Genomic DNA, 14950 nt, shown 5'->3' on the forward strand with positions numbered 1-14950 from the left:
GTGACGCGACAACCGAGGTGACCATGACCGATGCCCGCCTGCAGAGCCCCGCCGCATCGCGCAACCGTGTCCCGATCCTCGAGGTGTTGGCCGGGCTCCTGCCCGAGCGGGCCCGGGTGCTGGAGCTGGCCGCCGGTAGCGGCGAGCATGCGCTCCACTTTGCCCGCGCGATGCCCGGTTGGGACTGGCAGCCCAGCGACCCGTCCCCTCGGGCCCGGGCATCGATCGCCGCCTGGCGGGATGCGCTCGGGCCGTCCAACCTGCGTGTCCCCCTCGAGCTGGATATCACGAGCGACTGGCCCGACGGCGAGTTCGAGGCGATCGTCGCCATCAACCTTCTGCATATCTCTCCCTGGGACGTGACCGCAGCGCTGATGGCCCGGGCCGGGCGGTACCTGGTGCCGGGGGGCGTGCTCTTCCTCTATGGTCCCTATCGGCGGAGTGGGCGGCACACCTCGGACAGCAACGCGGCCTTCGACGCGAACCTCCGAGCCCGTGACCCGCGCTGGGGGGTGCGAGATCTCGAGGCCGTGGTCGCCGAGGCCCACCCTCATGGCCTGGTTCTGGAGTGTATAGTCGAGATGCCGGCCAACAACCTCGGCCTGGTCTGGCGCCGCCCCTGACACCGCGCCCTGGTTGGCGATCTCCCAGGCGAGTCACTAGAGTGATCACAGAGGTCTGCCATTCGCGCGCTGCGAGGCCGTGTGGCGGGCAAGGGGGGCCACCGATGGCGATGGCGATTGCCTTGATCGTACTGGCCGGGGGCTCGGTGTTGTTCTATTTCCTGAGCCCTTGGCACCTGACTCCCCTGGCGTCCAATTGGGGGGCCATCGATGTCACGATCGGCATTTCCTTCTGGGTGACCGGCGTGGTCTTCCTGGCGATTTCCCTGTTCATGGCCGTCGCCCTGATCCGCTATCGCCACCAGCGCCACAGGCGCGCCCTCTACGAGCCGGAGAACAAGCGGCTCGAGCTCTGGCTGACCGGCATCACCACGCTGGGCATCGCTGCCCTGCTGGCCCCCGGGCTCTTCGTCTGGGGCGACTTCGTTCGCGTTCCGGACGATGCCCACGAGGTCGAGGTGGTCGGCCAGCAGTGGCATTGGAGCTTTCGTTTCCCGGGCCGGGACGGTGTCTTCGGCGGCGCCCGCAATGCGCTGATCGACGAGGCCAATCCCTTCGGCCTCGTCTCCGATGACCCGCATGGCCAGGATGATGTGCTGGTGGATCGTCCCGGTGTGCTGTTGCCCGTCGACCGCCCGGTGAAGGTGCTGCTGCGTTCCAAGGATGTGCTGCACAACTTCAAGGTGCCGGCGTTCCGCGCCAAGATGGATGCCATCCCGGGCCAGGTCTCCTACTTCTGGTTCACCCCCACGCGTACCGGTGAGTTCCAGGCGGTGTGCGCCGAGCTGTGTGGTATCGCGCACTTCGCCATGCGCGCCCGGGTGCAGGTGGTCGAGCCGGAGCGCTTCGAGGCCTGGCTGGCCGAGCAACCCACCCATGGCGAGCTGATCGCCCGTGGTCCGGGAAACCCCGAGGCGGGCAAGGCGCACTATGCGGCCTGCCAGGCCTGCCACGGGGCCCGGGGCCAGGGCCAGCAAGCCACCAACGCGCCACGCCTCGCCGGCCTGGACGCCGACTACCTGCGCCGCCAGCTGCACAACTTTCGCGTCGGCGCCCGTGGCACCCGGGAGGGTGACGACTATGGCCGGCAGATGCGGCCCTTCGCCCAGTCCCTGCCGGACGAGGCGGCGATCCGCGACCTGGCGGCCTATATCGAGACGCTGCCGGTGGCGCCCACGGCCGCGACCGTCGAGGGCGATCGGCGGATGGGAGAGCGGCTCTACCGCAGCTGTGCCACCTGCCACGGCCCCCAGGGGCAGGGACGGTCTGCCTATCGGGCCCCGCGCCTGGCGGGCATGAGCGACTGGTACCTGGTGCGTCAGCTCCAGCACTTCCGCGCCGGCATCCGCGGGCGACATCCCCGGGATGCCTATGGCAACCAGATGGTCGACATGGCCCAGGTCCTGGTGGATGATGCCGCCATCCGTGACGTGGTGGCCTATATTCACGACCTTCCCGGTACCGCCTCGGCCGTGGCGAGAACGCCGGGCGAGGAGGAATGAGCCATGCACGAACGCGAATATGACGCCAGCTCCCAGGCGCCCCCCGCCGAGGTCGAGGAGATGGAGCTCGTCCATCCCAGGACCTTCCTCGGCAAGTACATCTGGAGCCAGGACGCCAAGGTCATCGCGGTCCAGTACGCGCTCACCGCCACCGCCATCGGCCTGGTGGCCTTGGTGCTGTCGCTGTTGATGCGCCTGCAGCTGGGCTTTCCCAACAGCCTCTCGCTGATCGACCCCGGCAGTTACCTGCAGTACGTGACCATGCACGGCATGATCATGGTGGTCTACCTGCTCACGGCGATCTTCCTGGGGGGCTTCGGCAACTACCTGATTCCGTTGATGTGTGGCGCACGGGACATGGCCTTCCCGTACCTCAACATGCTCAGCTACTGGGTCTACCTGGCGTCGGTACTGATCCTGGTGGCCGGCTTCTTCGTGGACGGTGGCAGTTCCGGCGCCGGCTGGACGCTGTACCCGCCGCAATCGATCACCCCGGGCACGCCGGGGGCCGACGCCGGCATCATCCTGATGCTGGTGTCGCTGGCGGTGTTCATCATCGGCTTCACGATGGGGGGGCTGAACTATGTGGTGACCGTGCTCCAGGGGCGGGCCCGGGGCATGACCCTGATGCGCCTGCCGCTGACGGTGTGGGGCATCTTCATGGCCACGGTGATGGCCCTTCTGGCCTTCCCGGCCCTGCTGGTGGCGGTGCTGATGATGCTCCTCGACCGGACGCTGGGCACCAGCTTCTTCATGCCGGAGATGCTGTCGATGGGGGAGGGCGGGGACCACCGCGGTGGCAGCCCGCTGCTGTTCCAGCACCTGTTCTGGTTCTTCGGTCATCCCGAGGTCTACATCGTGGCCCTGCCGGCCTTCGGCATCGTCTCGGACCTGATCGCCGTCCATGCCCGCAAGAACATCTTCGGCTACCGCATGATGGTCTGGGCCATCATCATCATCGGCGCGCTGAGCTTCGTGGTCTGGGCGCACCATATGTACGTCAGTGGCATGAGCCCCTACTTCGGCTTCCTGTTCGCGACCACGACACTGGTGATCGCCGTGCCCACGGCGATCAAGGTCTACAACTGGGTGCTGACCCTGTGGCGGGGCAACATCCATCTCACCGTGCCCATGCTGTTCGCCATCGGTTTCCTGTTCACCTTCGTCAATGGCGGCCTCAGCGGGCTGTTCCTCGGCAACGTCACCGTGGACGTGCCGCTGTCGGACACCTACTTCGTGGTCGGCCACTTCCACATGGTGATGGCGGTGGCGCCGGTCCTGGTGATCTTCGGTGCCATCTACCACTGGTATCCCAAGGTGACCGGCCGAATGCTCGACCCCACCCTGGGCAAGGTGCACTTCTGGGTGACCTTCCTGGGGACCTATGCCATCTACTACCCCATGCACTTCATCGGTCTGCAGGGCGTGCCACGCCGTTACTACGCCTACGGCGAGACCACCTTCATCTCCGATTCGGTCCAGAGCCTGAACGCCTTCATCACCATCGCGGCCTTCGTGGTGGCCCTGGCCCAGCTGCTGTTCCTGTTCAACCTGGCCTGGAGCTACTTTCGGGGGCGCGAGGCTGGCCCCAACCCCTGGCAGGCCACCACCCTCGAGTGGCAGACCCCGCACACCCCGCCGCGTCACGGCAACTTCGGCGAGGAGCTGCCGGTGGTCTATCGCTGGCCCTATGACTACAGCGTCCCCGGCGTGAGGGCAGACTTCATTCCGCAGAACGTGCCACCCGAGGCCGTGGAGCGTGAGGCCCCGGCGGGGCAGGGAGGCGGGTCATGACCCTCACCCTGGTGCTGATGGCGGTATTGATGGGAGGGATCGCCCTCTGGCTGTTCCGTCAGTCCCTGCACGTGCAGCCCTGGGTGGCCGAGTCGGGGCCCGGGCGCAGCGTGCCGGCCCCCATGACCGCGTCACGCACCGGCCTGGGGGTGTTCCTGGCGGTGGTGACCTCCGTGTTCTCGTTGACGATCAGCGCCTACCTGATGCGACGGGAGATGGGCACCGACTGGCGCTCCCTGACGGTGCCGGGGGTCATATGGGTCAACAGCGCCCTGCTGGTGCTGGCCAGCCTGGCCCTGCAACTCGCCTGGCGGGCCGCCGGACACGGGCAGGAGGGACGGCTGAGGCAGGCTCTGTTGGCGGGAGGCGGACTGACGCTCGCCTTCGTGGCCGGCCAGGGCGTCGCCTGGGTGCGACTCGAGGCCGCCGGCTATTATCTGGCGGCTAACCCGGCCAATGCCTTCTTCTACCTGTTGACGGTGCTGCATGCCCTGCACTTGCTGGGCGGCCTGGTTGCCTGGGGGCGGGTGCTGGTGCGCGCCCGGGGCGGGGCACCGGCCGTACAGCTGCGTCCCAGTGTCGAGCTTTGTGCGCTCTATTGGCATTTCCTGTTGCTGGTCTGGGTCGTGATCCTCGGCCTGGTGCTGGCAACCTGAGGGGAGGACGACACCATGGGGGAGACGACGCCACGAGGCCCGACCCTGGAGCCCGGCCTGCGAGGGCTGGTCACGGACCTGGCCTCCGATCAGCGTGCCTTCAAGAACGTGCCATGGAGCAAGGCGATGATGTGGCTGTTCCTGCTCAGCGACATCTTCATCTTCGCCTGCTTCCTGGTGGGTTACATGCAGGTGCGGATCACCACGACGGTGGCCTGGCCGAATGCAAGCGAAGTCTTCGCGCTCGAGATCGGCGGGGTGCACATGCCGCTGCTGCTGATCGCGATCATGACCTTCATCCTGATCAGCAGCAGCGGGACCATGGCCCTGGCCGTCAAGTCTGGCTATGAACAGCGGCGCCTGGCCACCGGTGTGCTGCTGATCCTGACGGCGCTGCTCGGGGCCTCCTTCGTCGGCATGCAGGCCTTCGAGTGGACCAAGCTGATCGGCGAGGGGGTCCGGCCCTGGTCCAACCCCTGGGGGGCGGAGCAATTCGGTGCCGCCTTCTTCCTGATCACCGGCTTTCATGGCACCCATGTCAGCATCGGGGTGCTTTTCCTGATCATCATGGCGGTCAAGGTGATGCGCGGCTCCCTGGCGGCGGGCCGCCCCGGCTTCCTGACCCGCCGCCGGGGACGTTACGAGATGGTCGAGACACTGGGCCTGTACTGGCATTTCGTCGACCTGGTATGGGTATTCATCTTCGCGTTCTTCTACCTCTGGTAGGCGGCGCGGGGGAGGCAGACATGGCGCATGGCGAGGCACAGCGACATCCCATCGGGATCTATCTCTGGGTCTGGTTCCTGCTGTTCGTGCTCAGCGTGGGTTCGTACCTGGTGGACGTCATCGGCCTGGAGGGTTACCTGCGCTGGACCCTGATCACCCTGTTCATGCTGTTGAAGGCCGGTCTGATCATCGCGGTCTTCATGCACATGGTCTGGGAGCGTCTGGCGATCATCTGCGTCGTGCTGGTGCCGCCAGGCGTGCTGCTGTTCCTGATGCTGCTGATGGCCATCGAGGGCAACCACGTCCTGTTGAGTCGGCTGGAGTATACCGGCTCTTGAGCGCCTATTCGGGGAGCTCGCCGGGCACCCGGTAGCGCACGCCTTCGGCTTGCCGCTCCTCGCGCGTCCTGGTCTCGTCCTCGGCGGGCACGCCCCACACCGTCTCGCGGCTGCCGTCGGGCCAGGTGTAGGTGGTGCAGCCGCCGGTGGTCGCGAACAGCAGCAGCGTCGCCAGCAGGAGGGCGCGATGGATTCGGGGCATGCCAGGTCTCCGGGCAAGGCGTGGGTATCGATGGCGGTGCCTGGGGCTTCGGCCGGATGCCGTCGTCGGCCGACCGGGACCGCCCGGTGCCGCCATCAAGGGATGTTGCCGTGCAGTATCACACGTGTTCGGGATCGTGTGTCCAGACCTTCACGCCGTCCTCTTCGCCGGGCACCACCACCGAGAACTCGCCCGGCCCGAGCAGGGTGACCTCATGGCCGTCACGGGTCTTGAAGGCGGGCAGGCCACGATGGATCGCACCGCCATGCGGCGGGGTGTCGATCTCCCTGATGTCGTTGTACTGATCGATGACGTACTCGTTGCCCTGTTCGTCGAAGGCGATGATGGTCTTCTCGTATTGCCGCATAGGGGTGACCTCCCGTCGAGGGTTTGCCATCAGTATCGCAATGGCTTCGCCGAAAGGCGAATGGGGCCGGCCCGGCGGCTTCACGCCGGCGCTTTCCGGGCGTCTCCGGCCGGTTGTACGATGATTTCCTAATGGACTCCGGGGCATGACTTGCTAGGATGCAGGACTCGAGACGTTGCCGGAGAACAAGATGCGTTCGATATTCCTGTTGCTGAGTGTTGCCCTCGTGGTGGGGCTGGCGGGATGCAGCTACGATCCCGCGCGGGTTTCCACCGAACCCCTGGTCATCTTCGATGATGACGGGCACGGGGGTGGCGGCGATTTCTGTCCGCCGGGACAGGCCAAGAAGGGCAATTGCTGATCCCCACCCCGATGATGTCCCGGGCTGGCGTGTTCGCGCCGGCCCGTGGGCATGCCTCGACGCGGGACCCACGCCAGGCCAAGGCGCGTGGGCCGCCGTTTCATGCCGCTGGCCTCGAGCGGCTCATCTCAGGAAGAGATCATGTTCCCCGACTACACCTGGATCGCCTGGACGCTGATCCTGCTTTCCACCTATCTGACCGGCGTCTCCAAGGGGGGCTTCGCCGGAGGCTTCGGAAGCCTCTCCGTGCCGATCATGGCGCTGGCGATCGGGCCCATCGAGGCCGCCGGCCTGCTCCTGCCGCTGCTGCTGGTCATGGACGCCTTCACGGTCAAGGCGTGGTGGGGGCGACAGGACGGGACCGAACTGCGGCGGATGACGCCGGGGCTGGCGCTCGGCGTCGTCATCGGCACCCTGCTGATCGGCCGCCTGGACGAGGATGGCGTTCGCCTGCTGCTCGGCGTGATCTCGCTGCTGTTCGCCTTCTACATGGTGGTTCGGCCGGCCGCCGGCCGGCCCATCGCCCCCTTCTGGGCCCTGCCGGCGGGGGCCGGCTGCGGCTTCACCAGCTTCCTGGCCCATGCCGGGGCGCCGCCGGCCAACCTCTACCTGATTCCCCGGCGGTTGCCCAAGGAAACCTTCATCGCCACCAGCGCGATGCTGTTCGCGACGGTCAACCTGATGAAGCTGGGACCCTATGTCTGGCTCGGCGAGATCAACCTGACTAGCCTGTGGGCCTCCGCGCTGCTGGTGCCGGTGGCCTGGCTGGGGGTGAGGAGCGGACTCTGGCTGCAGCATCGCGTCAGCGAGGTGCTGTTCTATCGGCTGGTGATCCTGGCCATGGCCATCGTCGGCGTGCAGCTGATGCTCAAGGCGCTACTTTGATGAATCAATGTGCCCCCCGCCCGGAAGAGTCATTGCGGAGCCAGTGTGCAGGGGGTGAGCCGCTGATGACTGGCTTACCTCCTTCGGCCTGATCTGGCTTACCCATGAGATATTCGTCTTTACTCAACCGAGTGTCGGTGTTGACGCGCGAAACCGGCCGGCACCAACCGGTGGCCTGCTGGCTCTACCGTAGAAGGTGCCCAATGAGGCCCCTGCACCGTCACCCCGCGCGTCGATGGGCCAATCGGGTGGTGTGAAGAATCAATGCCACCAGGGTTCCATGGCATCGGTGTAGTCGTCGCTCCCCATCGGGTAGTGCATGTCGCTGCTTCCCTGGCTGGCGCAACCGCCCAGCATCAGGGCCATCAGCAACGCGGTGGTCAAGGTCTTGATGTTCATGTGTCACCTCACACCAGAAGGCTGCTCGGTCCTGTCATGGCGATCGTCAGGCGGGCCGTTGTCATGCGCGGATGGCGTGGCGGCGTGTGGCGAACGTCTCCTCCCCCGTTGGGGCTCGTTTGGTCGGCATATTACCCTGCCACTTACAGTCTAGCCCTGCGCTGGCAGTGTGCCGTGGGTGATGGACTGGTATGTCGAAGGAGAGGGCGCGCCTGGGGCGGGACGGTCATCAGGTGGTAGCGGTAAGTCAAAGGCTCGCTTCAACGCTTGCGACGGGCATGGGCTGCTACATTGATTGTGCAGTGCAATAACGAACGTGATGGCCGCTTTCCACGGTTATCGCTACCACGGAGGGTGTGAGCACTGTGGTTTGATGAGTCACGGATGGGCGCTTGGCCAGGGATGGCCAACTCCTCCTGCTGATGCCTCTTGCCTTAAAGGGGGGGTGTGGGTGATTCCGGTTAGTGTCACCTAGAGAATGTACCAACGAAAAACCGCCACCCGGCATGACCCGTAAGTGGCGGTTTCTCTTGATGTTCATGGTCGGAGCGACAGGATTCGAACCTGCGACCTTTGCAACCCCATTGCAACGCGCTACCAAGCTGCGCCACGCTCCGACGTTCTCTTTCAGCCTGGGCCCTGATGCTGCCTGGCCCCCGAGAACGAGGCGTATACTAGCGCGTTACGTGGCAAATGGAAAGCCCCTTTTGCGCTTTTGTTTCAATTGCTTGGCCCTCGTGGCCCGGGCGGTGCCGGTATTGCCTGGGTTTGTCACAATAAGGACCTGAAACGGATGCTGTGAGACACGAGCCGAGCGAGGGAGGGCGACGATGTCACTGATCATGGGAATGAGCATGCTGCTGGCATGCCAGATGCTTGGGGAACTGGCGGCCAGGGGGCTGGGCCTGGCGATACCGGGGCCGGTGATCGGCATGGTGATCCTGCTGGTGGCCCTGATGGCGTTCGGCAAGGTGCCGGCGAGCCTGAGGGTCACGGGCGAGGGACTGCTGCGCTACCTGACGCTGCTGTTCGTGCCGGCGGGCGTGGGGCTGATGGTCCATGGGGCCCTGATCGGCGCCGACTTCTGGCCGATCGTGGTGACCCTGCTCGGGGCGACCGCCGTGACCCTCGCGGTGACCGGCTGGGTGCTGATGCGCCTGACACGGCTCCAGGGGCGACGCCCCCGGCGGTCGTCATGAGGGCCGCGGCCCTGGATCAGCTTTGGGTCTACCTGTCGGGCAACCCGCTGCTGTCGCTGCTGATGACCCTGCTGGCGTTCCTGCTGGCGGTGAGGATCAACCGTGCCCTGGGCGGCACGCCGCTGCTGCACCCGGTGACGCTGGCCATCGCCATGCTGATCGGCTTCCTGCTGCTGGTGGACATGGACTACGCCACCTACTTCGAGGGGGCCCAGTTCATCCACTTCCTGCTCGGCCCGGCCACGGTCGCGCTGGCCATCCCGCTCTATGATCATCGCGAGCGCGTGCGGCGCCTGTTGCTGCCGTTGCTGGTGGCCTGCATTACCGGCATCGTCACCGCCGTGGCGAGCACCCTGGGGCTGGCCATGCTGTTCGGGGCGCGTCACGAGACCCTGATGTCGCTGGCGCCGCGCTCGGTGACCTCGCCCATCGCCATGGGCATCGCCGAGCAGATCGGCGGCATCCCCTCGCTGGCGGCCGGGCTGGTGCTGCTGACCGGCTCCATCGGCTGCATCCTCGGTCCCGCCATCTTCCGCCTGTTGGGGGTCACGGACCCGGCGGTACAGGGCTTCACCATGGGGCTGGCCGCCCACGGCTTCGGTACCGCGCACTCCTTTGCGCGGCTCGGCGCCGTCGCGGGGGCGTTCTCGGGGCTCTCCATGGGGCTGACGGGGCTGCTGACGGCCTTCCTGCTGCCGGGGATCACGCGCCTGCTGGGGCTCGGCTAGTCGACCCCGCGGGGCAGCAGGCCGGCGGGGTCGAGGCTTTGGGGTCAGATCTCTTCCCAGATCCGATTGCGAAAGTCCTCTGACAGCTCGGCGACCTTCTCGAGCCGCTGCATATGGGTCCGGGTGACGTGGTGCATGAGCTGCTGGTAGCACTCTTGGATGTCCTGCGGGTTGGCGGGGGTCTCGCTGCTCATGCACACGGAGAGCCGTTGGCCGCTCTCGGCCAGCGCATGCAGGCACTGTGCCTCGAACTGCATGGCTTCCGCGAGGCTCTCCATCCAGGCCAGTTGCATGCGAGCCATGGGCGTGACGCCCTGGAGCCACTGCTGGCTCCACCACTGCATCATGGCGTCATTGGGCGCCTTGAGCGCATCGGGGGCATCACCCTGTTGTTCAGTCATCACGGGTCTCCTGGAGGTGGCGGGGACGGGCATTGCGGGGGCCGCGATCATGGCGCCTTCCGCATCATCACCAGTATAGAAGGGCTGCCTGCCCCGTGGGTCCCTTTGTGCGGTGCCGTCGGGTTCGCTGATGTGGATCAACGCCCCGTCGCCGTCACGCTGGGCCATACTCCCGGGGCAGACGCCCAACGCTGAGGAGTTCGCCCATGTGGAACGTGATCAAGTCGGTGCTGGCCGCCTTCTTCGGGGTCCAGAAGGAGGCGCGTCGGCGCGAGGACTTCGCGAAGGGACGAGCCGGCCCTTTCATCGTCGTCGGCGTGGTGATGGGCATCGTCCTGGTCGTGCTGATCGCCCTGGTGGCCTCGCTGGCCGCGAAATGACGCCTCGCTGAACGTTGATAACCGCGTTTACGGGGGACGACGCCCGTCGCCGGTGTCGCGCCATCGGGCTTCTATACTCGATCAAGGCTTGGCTAATACAACAACACGATCAGGAGGGGGCGATGCGCAAGCGGCTCGTGTTGATGGCGGCGGGAACCGCCTTCACGGGACTGTCCCAGGGTGTGCTGGCCAACGGCTGGAACATGCCGGCCGGGGTGACCGACGTCAGTCGCGAGATCCACTCCCTGCACATGATCATCTTCTGGATCTGCGTGGCCATCGGGATCGTCGTCTTCGGCGCGATGTTCTACTCGCTGTACCGCTACCGTCGCTCCCAGGGGGCCAAGGCCACCCAGTTTCATGAGCACACCACGGTCGAGATCATCTGGACCGTCATTCCCCTGCTGATCCTCGTCGGCATGGCCGTCCCGGCCACCGCCACCCTGAAGACCATGTACGACGCCTCCGAGGCGGACCTCGATGTCATGGTCACCGGCCAGCAGTGGCGCTGGCGCTACGACTACCTGGGGGAGGAGGTGTCCTTCATCTCGAACCTGGCCACGCCCCGCGCGCAGATCGAGGGCAGCGACGCCAAGGACGACACCTACCTGCTGGAGGTCGACGAGCCCCTGGTCCTGCCGACGGGGCGCAAGGTGCGCCTGCTGCTCACCTCCGACGACGTCATCCATTCCTGGTGGGTGCCCGACCTGGCGGTCAAGCAGGATGCCGTGCCCGGCTTCGTCAACGAGAACTGGGTGCGCATCAACGAGCCTGGCATCTATCGCGGCCAGTGTGCCGAGCTGTGTGGTCGCGACCACGGCTTCATGCCGGTGGTGGTCAAGGCGGTGGAGCCCGAGCAGTTCGATACCTGGCTCGCCCAGCGCAAGGAGGCGGCGGCGCAGGAGGCCATGGGCGTGGATCGCGAATGGTCCCGGGAGGAGCTGATGGAGCGGGGCGAGCAGGTCTACGGCACCATCTGTGCCTCCTGCCACCAGCCCGACGGTTCCGGCAACCCGCCGACCTTCCCGGCCCTGGCCGGCAACCAGGCGCTGCTGGACGATCGGGAAGGGCATATCGATACCGTCGTCAACGGCGTCTCGGGCTCCGCCATGCCGGCCTTCCGCAGTACCCTCAATCCGGTGGAGATCGCCGCCGTGATCACCTATGAGCGCAATGCCTGGGGCAACGAGACCGGCGATGTCATTCAGCCCTCGGCCATGGCCGAGCAGCTTTCCGAGTAGCCGGGCAGTATCCCACCCTCACGAGACGGCAACCAGGGAGAACTTCGATGGCGTCGCACCTGCCTCCCAAGCCCATCGCGCAGTATGAAGAGACCGCGGGCGGCGGCCTGGCCGCCGGGGCGCAGCATGCCCCGCGTGGCCTGATGCGCTGGCTTTTGACCACCAACCACAAGGAGATCGGGACCCTCTACCTGATCTTCTCCCTGACCATGTTCTTCATCGGCGGCATCTTCGCCATGGTCGTCCGGGCGGAACTCTTCCAGCCGGGGCTGCAGCTGGTCCAGCCGGAGTTCTTCAACCAGATGACCACCATGCATGGCCTGATCATGGTGTTCGGGGCGGTGATGCCGGCCTTCGTGGGGCTCGCCAACTGGATGGTCCCCCTGCAGATCGGCGCGCCGGACATGGCCCTGCCGCGGCTCAACAACTTCAGCTTCTGGTTGCTGCCCGTGGCCTTCCTGATGCTGCTGTCGACCCTGGTGATGCCCGGAGGGGCGCCCGACTTCGGCTGGACCTTCTATGCACCGCTGTCCACCACCTATGCGCCGCCGTCCACGACCTTCTTCATCTTCTCGCTGCACATGGCCGGGATCAGTTCGATCCTGGGGGCCATCAACATCATCGCCACCATCCTCAACCTGCGGGCCCCGGGGATGCGCATGATGGACATGCCGCTGTTCGTGTGGACCTGGCTGATCACCGCCTTCCTGCTGATCGCGGTGATGCCGGTGCTGGCCGGCGTGATCACCATGATGCTGATGGACATCAACTTCGGTACCAGCTTCTTCAACGCGGCGGGGGGCGGTGATCCGGTGCTCTTCCAGCACCTGTTCTGGTTCTTCGGCCATCCCGAGGTCTACATCATGATCCTGCCGGCCTTCGGCATCGTCTCGGTGATCATCCCGACCTTCGCCCGCAAGCGGCTGTTCGGCTATGCCTCCATGGTCTATGCCACGGCCTCCATCGCCATCCTGTCGTTCCTGGTCTGGGCCCACCACATGTTCGTCGTGGGCCTGCCGCTGGTGGCGGAGCTGTTCTTCATGTACACCACCATGCTGATCGCGGTGCCCACCGGGGTGAAGGTCTTCAACTGGATCGCCACCCTGTTTGGCGGCTCGATCAGCTTCGAGCCGCCGATGCTGTTCTCCCTGGCCTTCGTCGTGCTGTTCACCATCGGCGGCTTCTCCGGGCTGATGCTGGCCATCTCGCCGGCCGACTTCCAGTACCACGATACCTACTTCGTGGTGGCGCACTTCCACTATGTGCTGGTCCCCGGGGCGGTGTTCGCCATCATGGCCGGGGTCTACTACTGGCTGCCCAAGTGGACCGGCCACTATCCGCACCTGCGCCTGTCCCAGTGGCACTTCTGGCTGTCGGTGATCGGCGTGAACCTGACCTTCTTCCCCATGCACTTCGCCGGGCTCGCGGGCATGCCGCGGCGCATCCCCGACTACGCGCTGCAGTTCGCCGACTTCAACATGGTGACCAGCCTCGGCGCCTTCCTGTTCGGCGCCTCGCAGCTGCTGTTCGTGTGGGTGGTGATCAAGTGCGTGCGCGGCGGCGAGAAGGCGCCGGCCCGGGCCTGGGAGGGGGCCGAGGACCTGGAGTGGAGCGTGCCGAGTCCGGCGCCGTTGCACACCTTCGAGACGCCTCCCGACTTCCAACCGCAGCAGCACTGAGCACCGGGGGCTGGCATGGCCGCGAACGGCGAGCAACAGGCGAGACAGGCGGGGGTCCGGCGCACCGTGGCCCGGACGCTGGTGGTGCTGGCCGGCATGTTCGTCTTCGCCTTCGCGCTGGTGCCCCTCTATGACGTCTTCTGCCAGGTGACGGGACTCAACGGCAAGACCAGCGGCCGCGCCCAGGCCCTCGTGCATGCCGATGTCGATACCTCGCGCACCATCACCGTGCAGTTCATCACCCGGGGCAGCGCCGGCTTGCCCTGGGAACTGGAGGCCGATACGCGTCAGCTGCGCGTGCACCCCGGCGAGAGCCGCGAGGTCGTCTTCCGGTTTCGCAACCGGGGCGAGGAGGCGAGCCGGGCGCGGGCCGTGCCCAGCGTGTCGCCCTCCGAGGCCTCCCTGCACCTGCGCAAGATCACCTGCTTTTGCTTCCAGGAGCAGCGGCTCGCCGGCGGGGAGCGGCTCGAGGCACCGCTGGTCTTCCAACTGACGCCCGGCCTCCCCGACGACATCAAGACCGTGACCCTGGTCTACACCCTCTATCCCGTGGAGCAGGCGCTGGCACGGCGCTATCTGGGGTTCATCAGTGAAGGAGACCAAGCATGAGCGGTGGCAGCTACTACGTACCGGCCTCCAGCAAGTGGCCGGCGCTGGCCTCCCTGGCGCTGGGGGCGATGATGGCGGGGGCCGGTACCCTGCTGGTTCATGGCATCGCCGGGCTGCCGGTGATGGTGGTGGGCCTGCTGGCGATCCTCGCGGTGATGACGCTGTGGTTCCGCGACGTCATCCGCGAATCGCGCAGCGGCCTCTACGATGCGCAGATGGACCGCTCCTTCCGCTGGGGCATGGGCTGGTTCATCTTCTCGGAGGTGATGTTCTTCGCCGCCTTCTTCGGCACGCTCTTCTATGTGCGCACCTTCGCGCTGCCCTGGCTGGACGGCGAGGGCGCCAAGGGGGTGGCCGCCCTGCTGTGGCCCGACTTCACCGCCTCCTGGCCGCTGATGAACCCGCCCGATGCGTCCATCGAGGGGCCCCACGAAACCTTCAGTCCCTGGCACCTGCCGCTGGTCAACACCCTGATCCTGGTCACCTCGAGCATCACCCTGACGGTGGCCCACGAGGGCCTCAAGGAAGGCTACCGCGCCACCGCCCGCCACTGGCTGCTGGGCACCGTGCTGCTGGGGCTTTGCTTCATCACCATCCAGGGGTTCGAGTACTACGAGGCCTACAGCCACTACGGCATCACCCTGCAGGCGGGCATCTACGGCGCCACCTTCTTCCTGCTGACCGGCTTTCACGGCCTGCACGTGATCATCGGCACCATCATCCTGATCTCGATCCTGGTGCGGGTCCAGCGGGGCCACTTCTCCCGCGACGACCACTTCGGCTTCGAGGCGGCCGCCTGGTACTGGCACTTCGTGGATGTGGTGTGGATCGGCCTGTTCACCTTCGTCTATGTCTTCTGA

Annotated in this window: 19 protein-coding genes and 1 tRNA gene; 15 read left to right on the forward strand and 5 right to left on the reverse strand. The window is 66.2% G+C overall.

From position 1 onward, the window contains the following. The first annotated feature begins 23 nt into the window (after positions 1 to 23). The 6 genes from FHR97_RS19035 (at position 24) to FHR97_RS19060 (ending at position 5639) form a co-directional block, all read left to right on the forward strand. Entirely contained in the window at positions 24 to 623 is a 600-nt protein-coding gene (locus FHR97_RS19035; protein ID WP_183385376.1) for a DUF938 domain-containing protein, read from the forward strand. A gap of 104 nt (positions 624 to 727) precedes the next feature. Beyond that, positions 728 to 2125, forward strand: coding sequence for a c-type cytochrome (locus tag FHR97_RS19040; RefSeq protein WP_183385377.1), 1398 nt, complete (start codon positions 728 to 730; stop codon positions 2123 to 2125). Positions 2126 to 2128: 3 nt separating this feature from the next. After that, positions 2129 to 3919, forward strand: a complete 1791-nt coding sequence (gene ctaD / locus FHR97_RS19045; protein WP_183385378.1) for a cytochrome c oxidase subunit I — start codon at positions 2129 to 2131, stop codon at positions 3917 to 3919. Further along, positions 3916 to 4575, forward strand: a complete 660-nt coding sequence (locus tag FHR97_RS19050; RefSeq protein ID WP_183385379.1) for a cytochrome c oxidase subunit 3 — start codon at positions 3916 to 3918, stop codon at positions 4573 to 4575. The genes ctaD (FHR97_RS19045) and FHR97_RS19050 overlap by 4 nt, the downstream gene beginning before the upstream one ends. Before the next feature lie 15 nt (positions 4576 to 4590). Continuing rightward, a complete protein-coding gene (locus tag FHR97_RS19055) occupies positions 4591 to 5301 on the forward strand; it encodes a heme-copper oxidase subunit III family protein (RefSeq protein ID WP_183385380.1) in 711 nt (236 codons plus the stop codon). Between the two features lie 20 nt (positions 5302 to 5321). Then, positions 5322 to 5639, forward strand: coding sequence for a cytochrome C oxidase subunit IV family protein (locus FHR97_RS19060; protein ID WP_183385381.1), 318 nt, complete (start codon positions 5322 to 5324; stop codon positions 5637 to 5639). 4 nt (positions 5640 to 5643) lie between these two features. Here FHR97_RS19060 and FHR97_RS19065 read toward each other — a convergent pair whose 3' ends face one another. After that, a complete protein-coding gene (locus tag FHR97_RS19065) occupies positions 5644 to 5841 on the reverse strand; it encodes a hypothetical protein (RefSeq protein WP_183385382.1) in 198 nt (65 codons plus the stop codon). Between the two features lie 118 nt (positions 5842 to 5959). After that, positions 5960 to 6208, reverse strand: coding sequence for a hypothetical protein (locus FHR97_RS19070; RefSeq protein ID WP_183385383.1), 249 nt, complete (start codon positions 6206 to 6208; stop codon positions 5960 to 5962). Between the two features lie 190 nt (positions 6209 to 6398). Here FHR97_RS19070 and FHR97_RS19075 point away from each other — a divergent pair, with 190 nt between their 5' ends. Next, positions 6399 to 6569 carry a hypothetical protein gene (locus tag FHR97_RS19075; protein WP_183385384.1) on the forward strand — a complete coding sequence of 57 codons (171 nt, stop codon included), beginning with the start codon at positions 6399 to 6401 and terminating at the stop codon, positions 6567 to 6569. A 141-nt stretch (positions 6570 to 6710) separates the two neighbouring features. Next, positions 6711 to 7454 (forward strand): sulfite exporter TauE/SafE family protein, encoded by a 744-nt coding sequence (locus FHR97_RS19080; RefSeq protein WP_183385385.1) that lies wholly within the window; start codon positions 6711 to 6713, stop codon positions 7452 to 7454. A 261-nt stretch (positions 7455 to 7715) separates the two neighbouring features. Here FHR97_RS19080 and FHR97_RS19085 read toward each other — a convergent pair whose 3' ends face one another. Both FHR97_RS19085 and FHR97_RS19090 read right to left on the reverse strand, forming a co-directional pair. Then, positions 7716 to 7853 carry a hypothetical protein gene (locus FHR97_RS19085; RefSeq protein ID WP_183385386.1) on the reverse strand — a complete coding sequence of 46 codons (138 nt, stop codon included), beginning with the start codon at positions 7851 to 7853 and terminating at the stop codon, positions 7716 to 7718. A 540-nt stretch (positions 7854 to 8393) separates the two neighbouring features. Then, positions 8394 to 8470, reverse strand: a tRNA-Pro gene (locus FHR97_RS19090). 213 nt (positions 8471 to 8683) lie between these two features. Here FHR97_RS19090 and FHR97_RS19095 point away from each other — a divergent pair. Continuing rightward, positions 8684 to 9052, forward strand: coding sequence for a CidA/LrgA family protein (locus FHR97_RS19095; RefSeq protein WP_183385387.1), 369 nt, complete (start codon positions 8684 to 8686; stop codon positions 9050 to 9052). Then, entirely contained in the window at positions 9049 to 9780 is a 732-nt protein-coding gene (locus FHR97_RS19100) for an LrgB family protein (RefSeq protein ID WP_183385388.1), read from the forward strand. Before FHR97_RS19095 ends, FHR97_RS19100 begins: the two co-directional genes overlap by 4 nt. A 44-nt stretch (positions 9781 to 9824) precedes the next feature. On the opposite strand, the gene FHR97_RS19105 is transcribed toward FHR97_RS19100, so the two are convergent. Beyond that, a complete protein-coding gene (locus FHR97_RS19105; RefSeq protein WP_183385389.1) occupies positions 9825 to 10181 on the reverse strand; it encodes a hypothetical protein in 357 nt (118 codons plus the stop codon). A gap of 206 nt (positions 10182 to 10387) precedes the next feature. On the opposite strand from FHR97_RS19105, the gene FHR97_RS19110 reads away from it, so the two are divergent. The 5 genes from FHR97_RS19110 to FHR97_RS19130 all read left to right on the forward strand — a co-directional run bounded on the left by FHR97_RS19110 (position 10388) and on the right by FHR97_RS19130 (position 14950). Further along, on the forward strand, positions 10388 to 10561 hold the full coding sequence (locus tag FHR97_RS19110) for a DUF2970 domain-containing protein (RefSeq protein WP_183385390.1): 174 nt from the start codon (positions 10388 to 10390) through the stop codon (positions 10559 to 10561). Between the two features lie 122 nt (positions 10562 to 10683). Next, positions 10684 to 11802, forward strand: a complete 1119-nt coding sequence (gene coxB, locus FHR97_RS19115) for a cytochrome c oxidase subunit II (RefSeq protein ID WP_183385391.1) — start codon at positions 10684 to 10686, stop codon at positions 11800 to 11802. A 47-nt stretch (positions 11803 to 11849) separates the two neighbouring features. Then, positions 11850 to 13481 carry a cytochrome c oxidase subunit I gene (gene ctaD / locus FHR97_RS19120; RefSeq protein ID WP_183385392.1) on the forward strand — a complete coding sequence of 544 codons (1632 nt, stop codon included), beginning with the start codon at positions 11850 to 11852 and terminating at the stop codon, positions 13479 to 13481. 15 nt (positions 13482 to 13496) lie between these two features. Beyond that, a complete protein-coding gene (locus FHR97_RS19125) occupies positions 13497 to 14090 on the forward strand; it encodes a cytochrome c oxidase assembly protein (RefSeq protein WP_183385393.1) in 594 nt (197 codons plus the stop codon). Next, positions 14087 to 14950, forward strand: a complete 864-nt coding sequence (locus FHR97_RS19130) for a cytochrome c oxidase subunit 3 (RefSeq protein ID WP_183385394.1) — start codon at positions 14087 to 14089, stop codon at positions 14948 to 14950. Before FHR97_RS19125 ends, FHR97_RS19130 begins: the two co-directional genes overlap by 4 nt.

The sequence above is a fragment of the Halomonas stenophila genome (genome assembly GCF_014192275.1).
GTDB lineage: Bacteria > Pseudomonadota > Gammaproteobacteria > Pseudomonadales > Halomonadaceae > Halomonas > Halomonas stenophila.

What these genes read in the sequence shown, in the direction of transcription:
- FHR97_RS19035 (WP_183385376.1), top strand. Translation starts at nt 24, where the DNA reads ATGACCGATGCCCGCCTGCAGAGCCCCGCCGCATCGCGCAACCGTGTC.
- FHR97_RS19040 (WP_183385377.1), top strand. Translation starts at nt 728, where the DNA reads ATGGCGATGGCGATTGCCTTGATCGTACTGGCCGGGGGCTCGGTGTTG.
- ctaD (WP_183385378.1), top strand. Translation starts at nt 2,129, where the DNA reads ATGCACGAACGCGAATATGACGCCAGCTCCCAGGCGCCCCCCGCCGAG.
- FHR97_RS19050 (WP_183385379.1), top strand. Translation starts at nt 3,916, where the DNA reads ATGACCCTCACCCTGGTGCTGATGGCGGTATTGATGGGAGGGATCGCC.
- FHR97_RS19055 (WP_183385380.1), top strand. Translation starts at nt 4,591, where the DNA reads ATGGGGGAGACGACGCCACGAGGCCCGACCCTGGAGCCCGGCCTGCGA.
- FHR97_RS19060 (WP_183385381.1), top strand. Translation starts at nt 5,322, where the DNA reads ATGGCGCATGGCGAGGCACAGCGACATCCCATCGGGATCTATCTCTGG.
- FHR97_RS19065 (WP_183385382.1), bottom strand. Translation starts at nt 5,841, where the DNA reads ATGCCCCGAATCCATCGCGCCCTCCTGCTGGCGACGCTGCTGCTGTTC.
- FHR97_RS19070 (WP_183385383.1), bottom strand. Translation starts at nt 6,208, where the DNA reads ATGCGGCAATACGAGAAGACCATCATCGCCTTCGACGAACAGGGCAAC.
- FHR97_RS19075 (WP_183385384.1), top strand. Translation starts at nt 6,399, where the DNA reads ATGCGTTCGATATTCCTGTTGCTGAGTGTTGCCCTCGTGGTGGGGCTG.
- FHR97_RS19080 (WP_183385385.1), top strand. Translation starts at nt 6,711, where the DNA reads ATGTTCCCCGACTACACCTGGATCGCCTGGACGCTGATCCTGCTTTCC.
- FHR97_RS19085 (WP_183385386.1), bottom strand. Translation starts at nt 7,853, where the DNA reads ATGAACATCAAGACCTTGACCACCGCGTTGCTGATGGCCCTGATGCTG.
- FHR97_RS19095 (WP_183385387.1), top strand. Translation starts at nt 8,684, where the DNA reads ATGTCACTGATCATGGGAATGAGCATGCTGCTGGCATGCCAGATGCTT.
- FHR97_RS19100 (WP_183385388.1), top strand. Translation starts at nt 9,049, where the DNA reads ATGAGGGCCGCGGCCCTGGATCAGCTTTGGGTCTACCTGTCGGGCAAC.
- FHR97_RS19105 (WP_183385389.1), bottom strand. Translation starts at nt 10,181, where the DNA reads ATGACTGAACAACAGGGTGATGCCCCCGATGCGCTCAAGGCGCCCAAT.
- FHR97_RS19110 (WP_183385390.1), top strand. Translation starts at nt 10,388, where the DNA reads ATGTGGAACGTGATCAAGTCGGTGCTGGCCGCCTTCTTCGGGGTCCAG.
- coxB (WP_183385391.1), top strand. Translation starts at nt 10,684, where the DNA reads ATGCGCAAGCGGCTCGTGTTGATGGCGGCGGGAACCGCCTTCACGGGA.
- ctaD (WP_183385392.1), top strand. Translation starts at nt 11,850, where the DNA reads ATGGCGTCGCACCTGCCTCCCAAGCCCATCGCGCAGTATGAAGAGACC.
- FHR97_RS19125 (WP_183385393.1), top strand. Translation starts at nt 13,497, where the DNA reads ATGGCCGCGAACGGCGAGCAACAGGCGAGACAGGCGGGGGTCCGGCGC.
- FHR97_RS19130 (WP_183385394.1), top strand. Translation starts at nt 14,087, where the DNA reads ATGAGCGGTGGCAGCTACTACGTACCGGCCTCCAGCAAGTGGCCGGCG.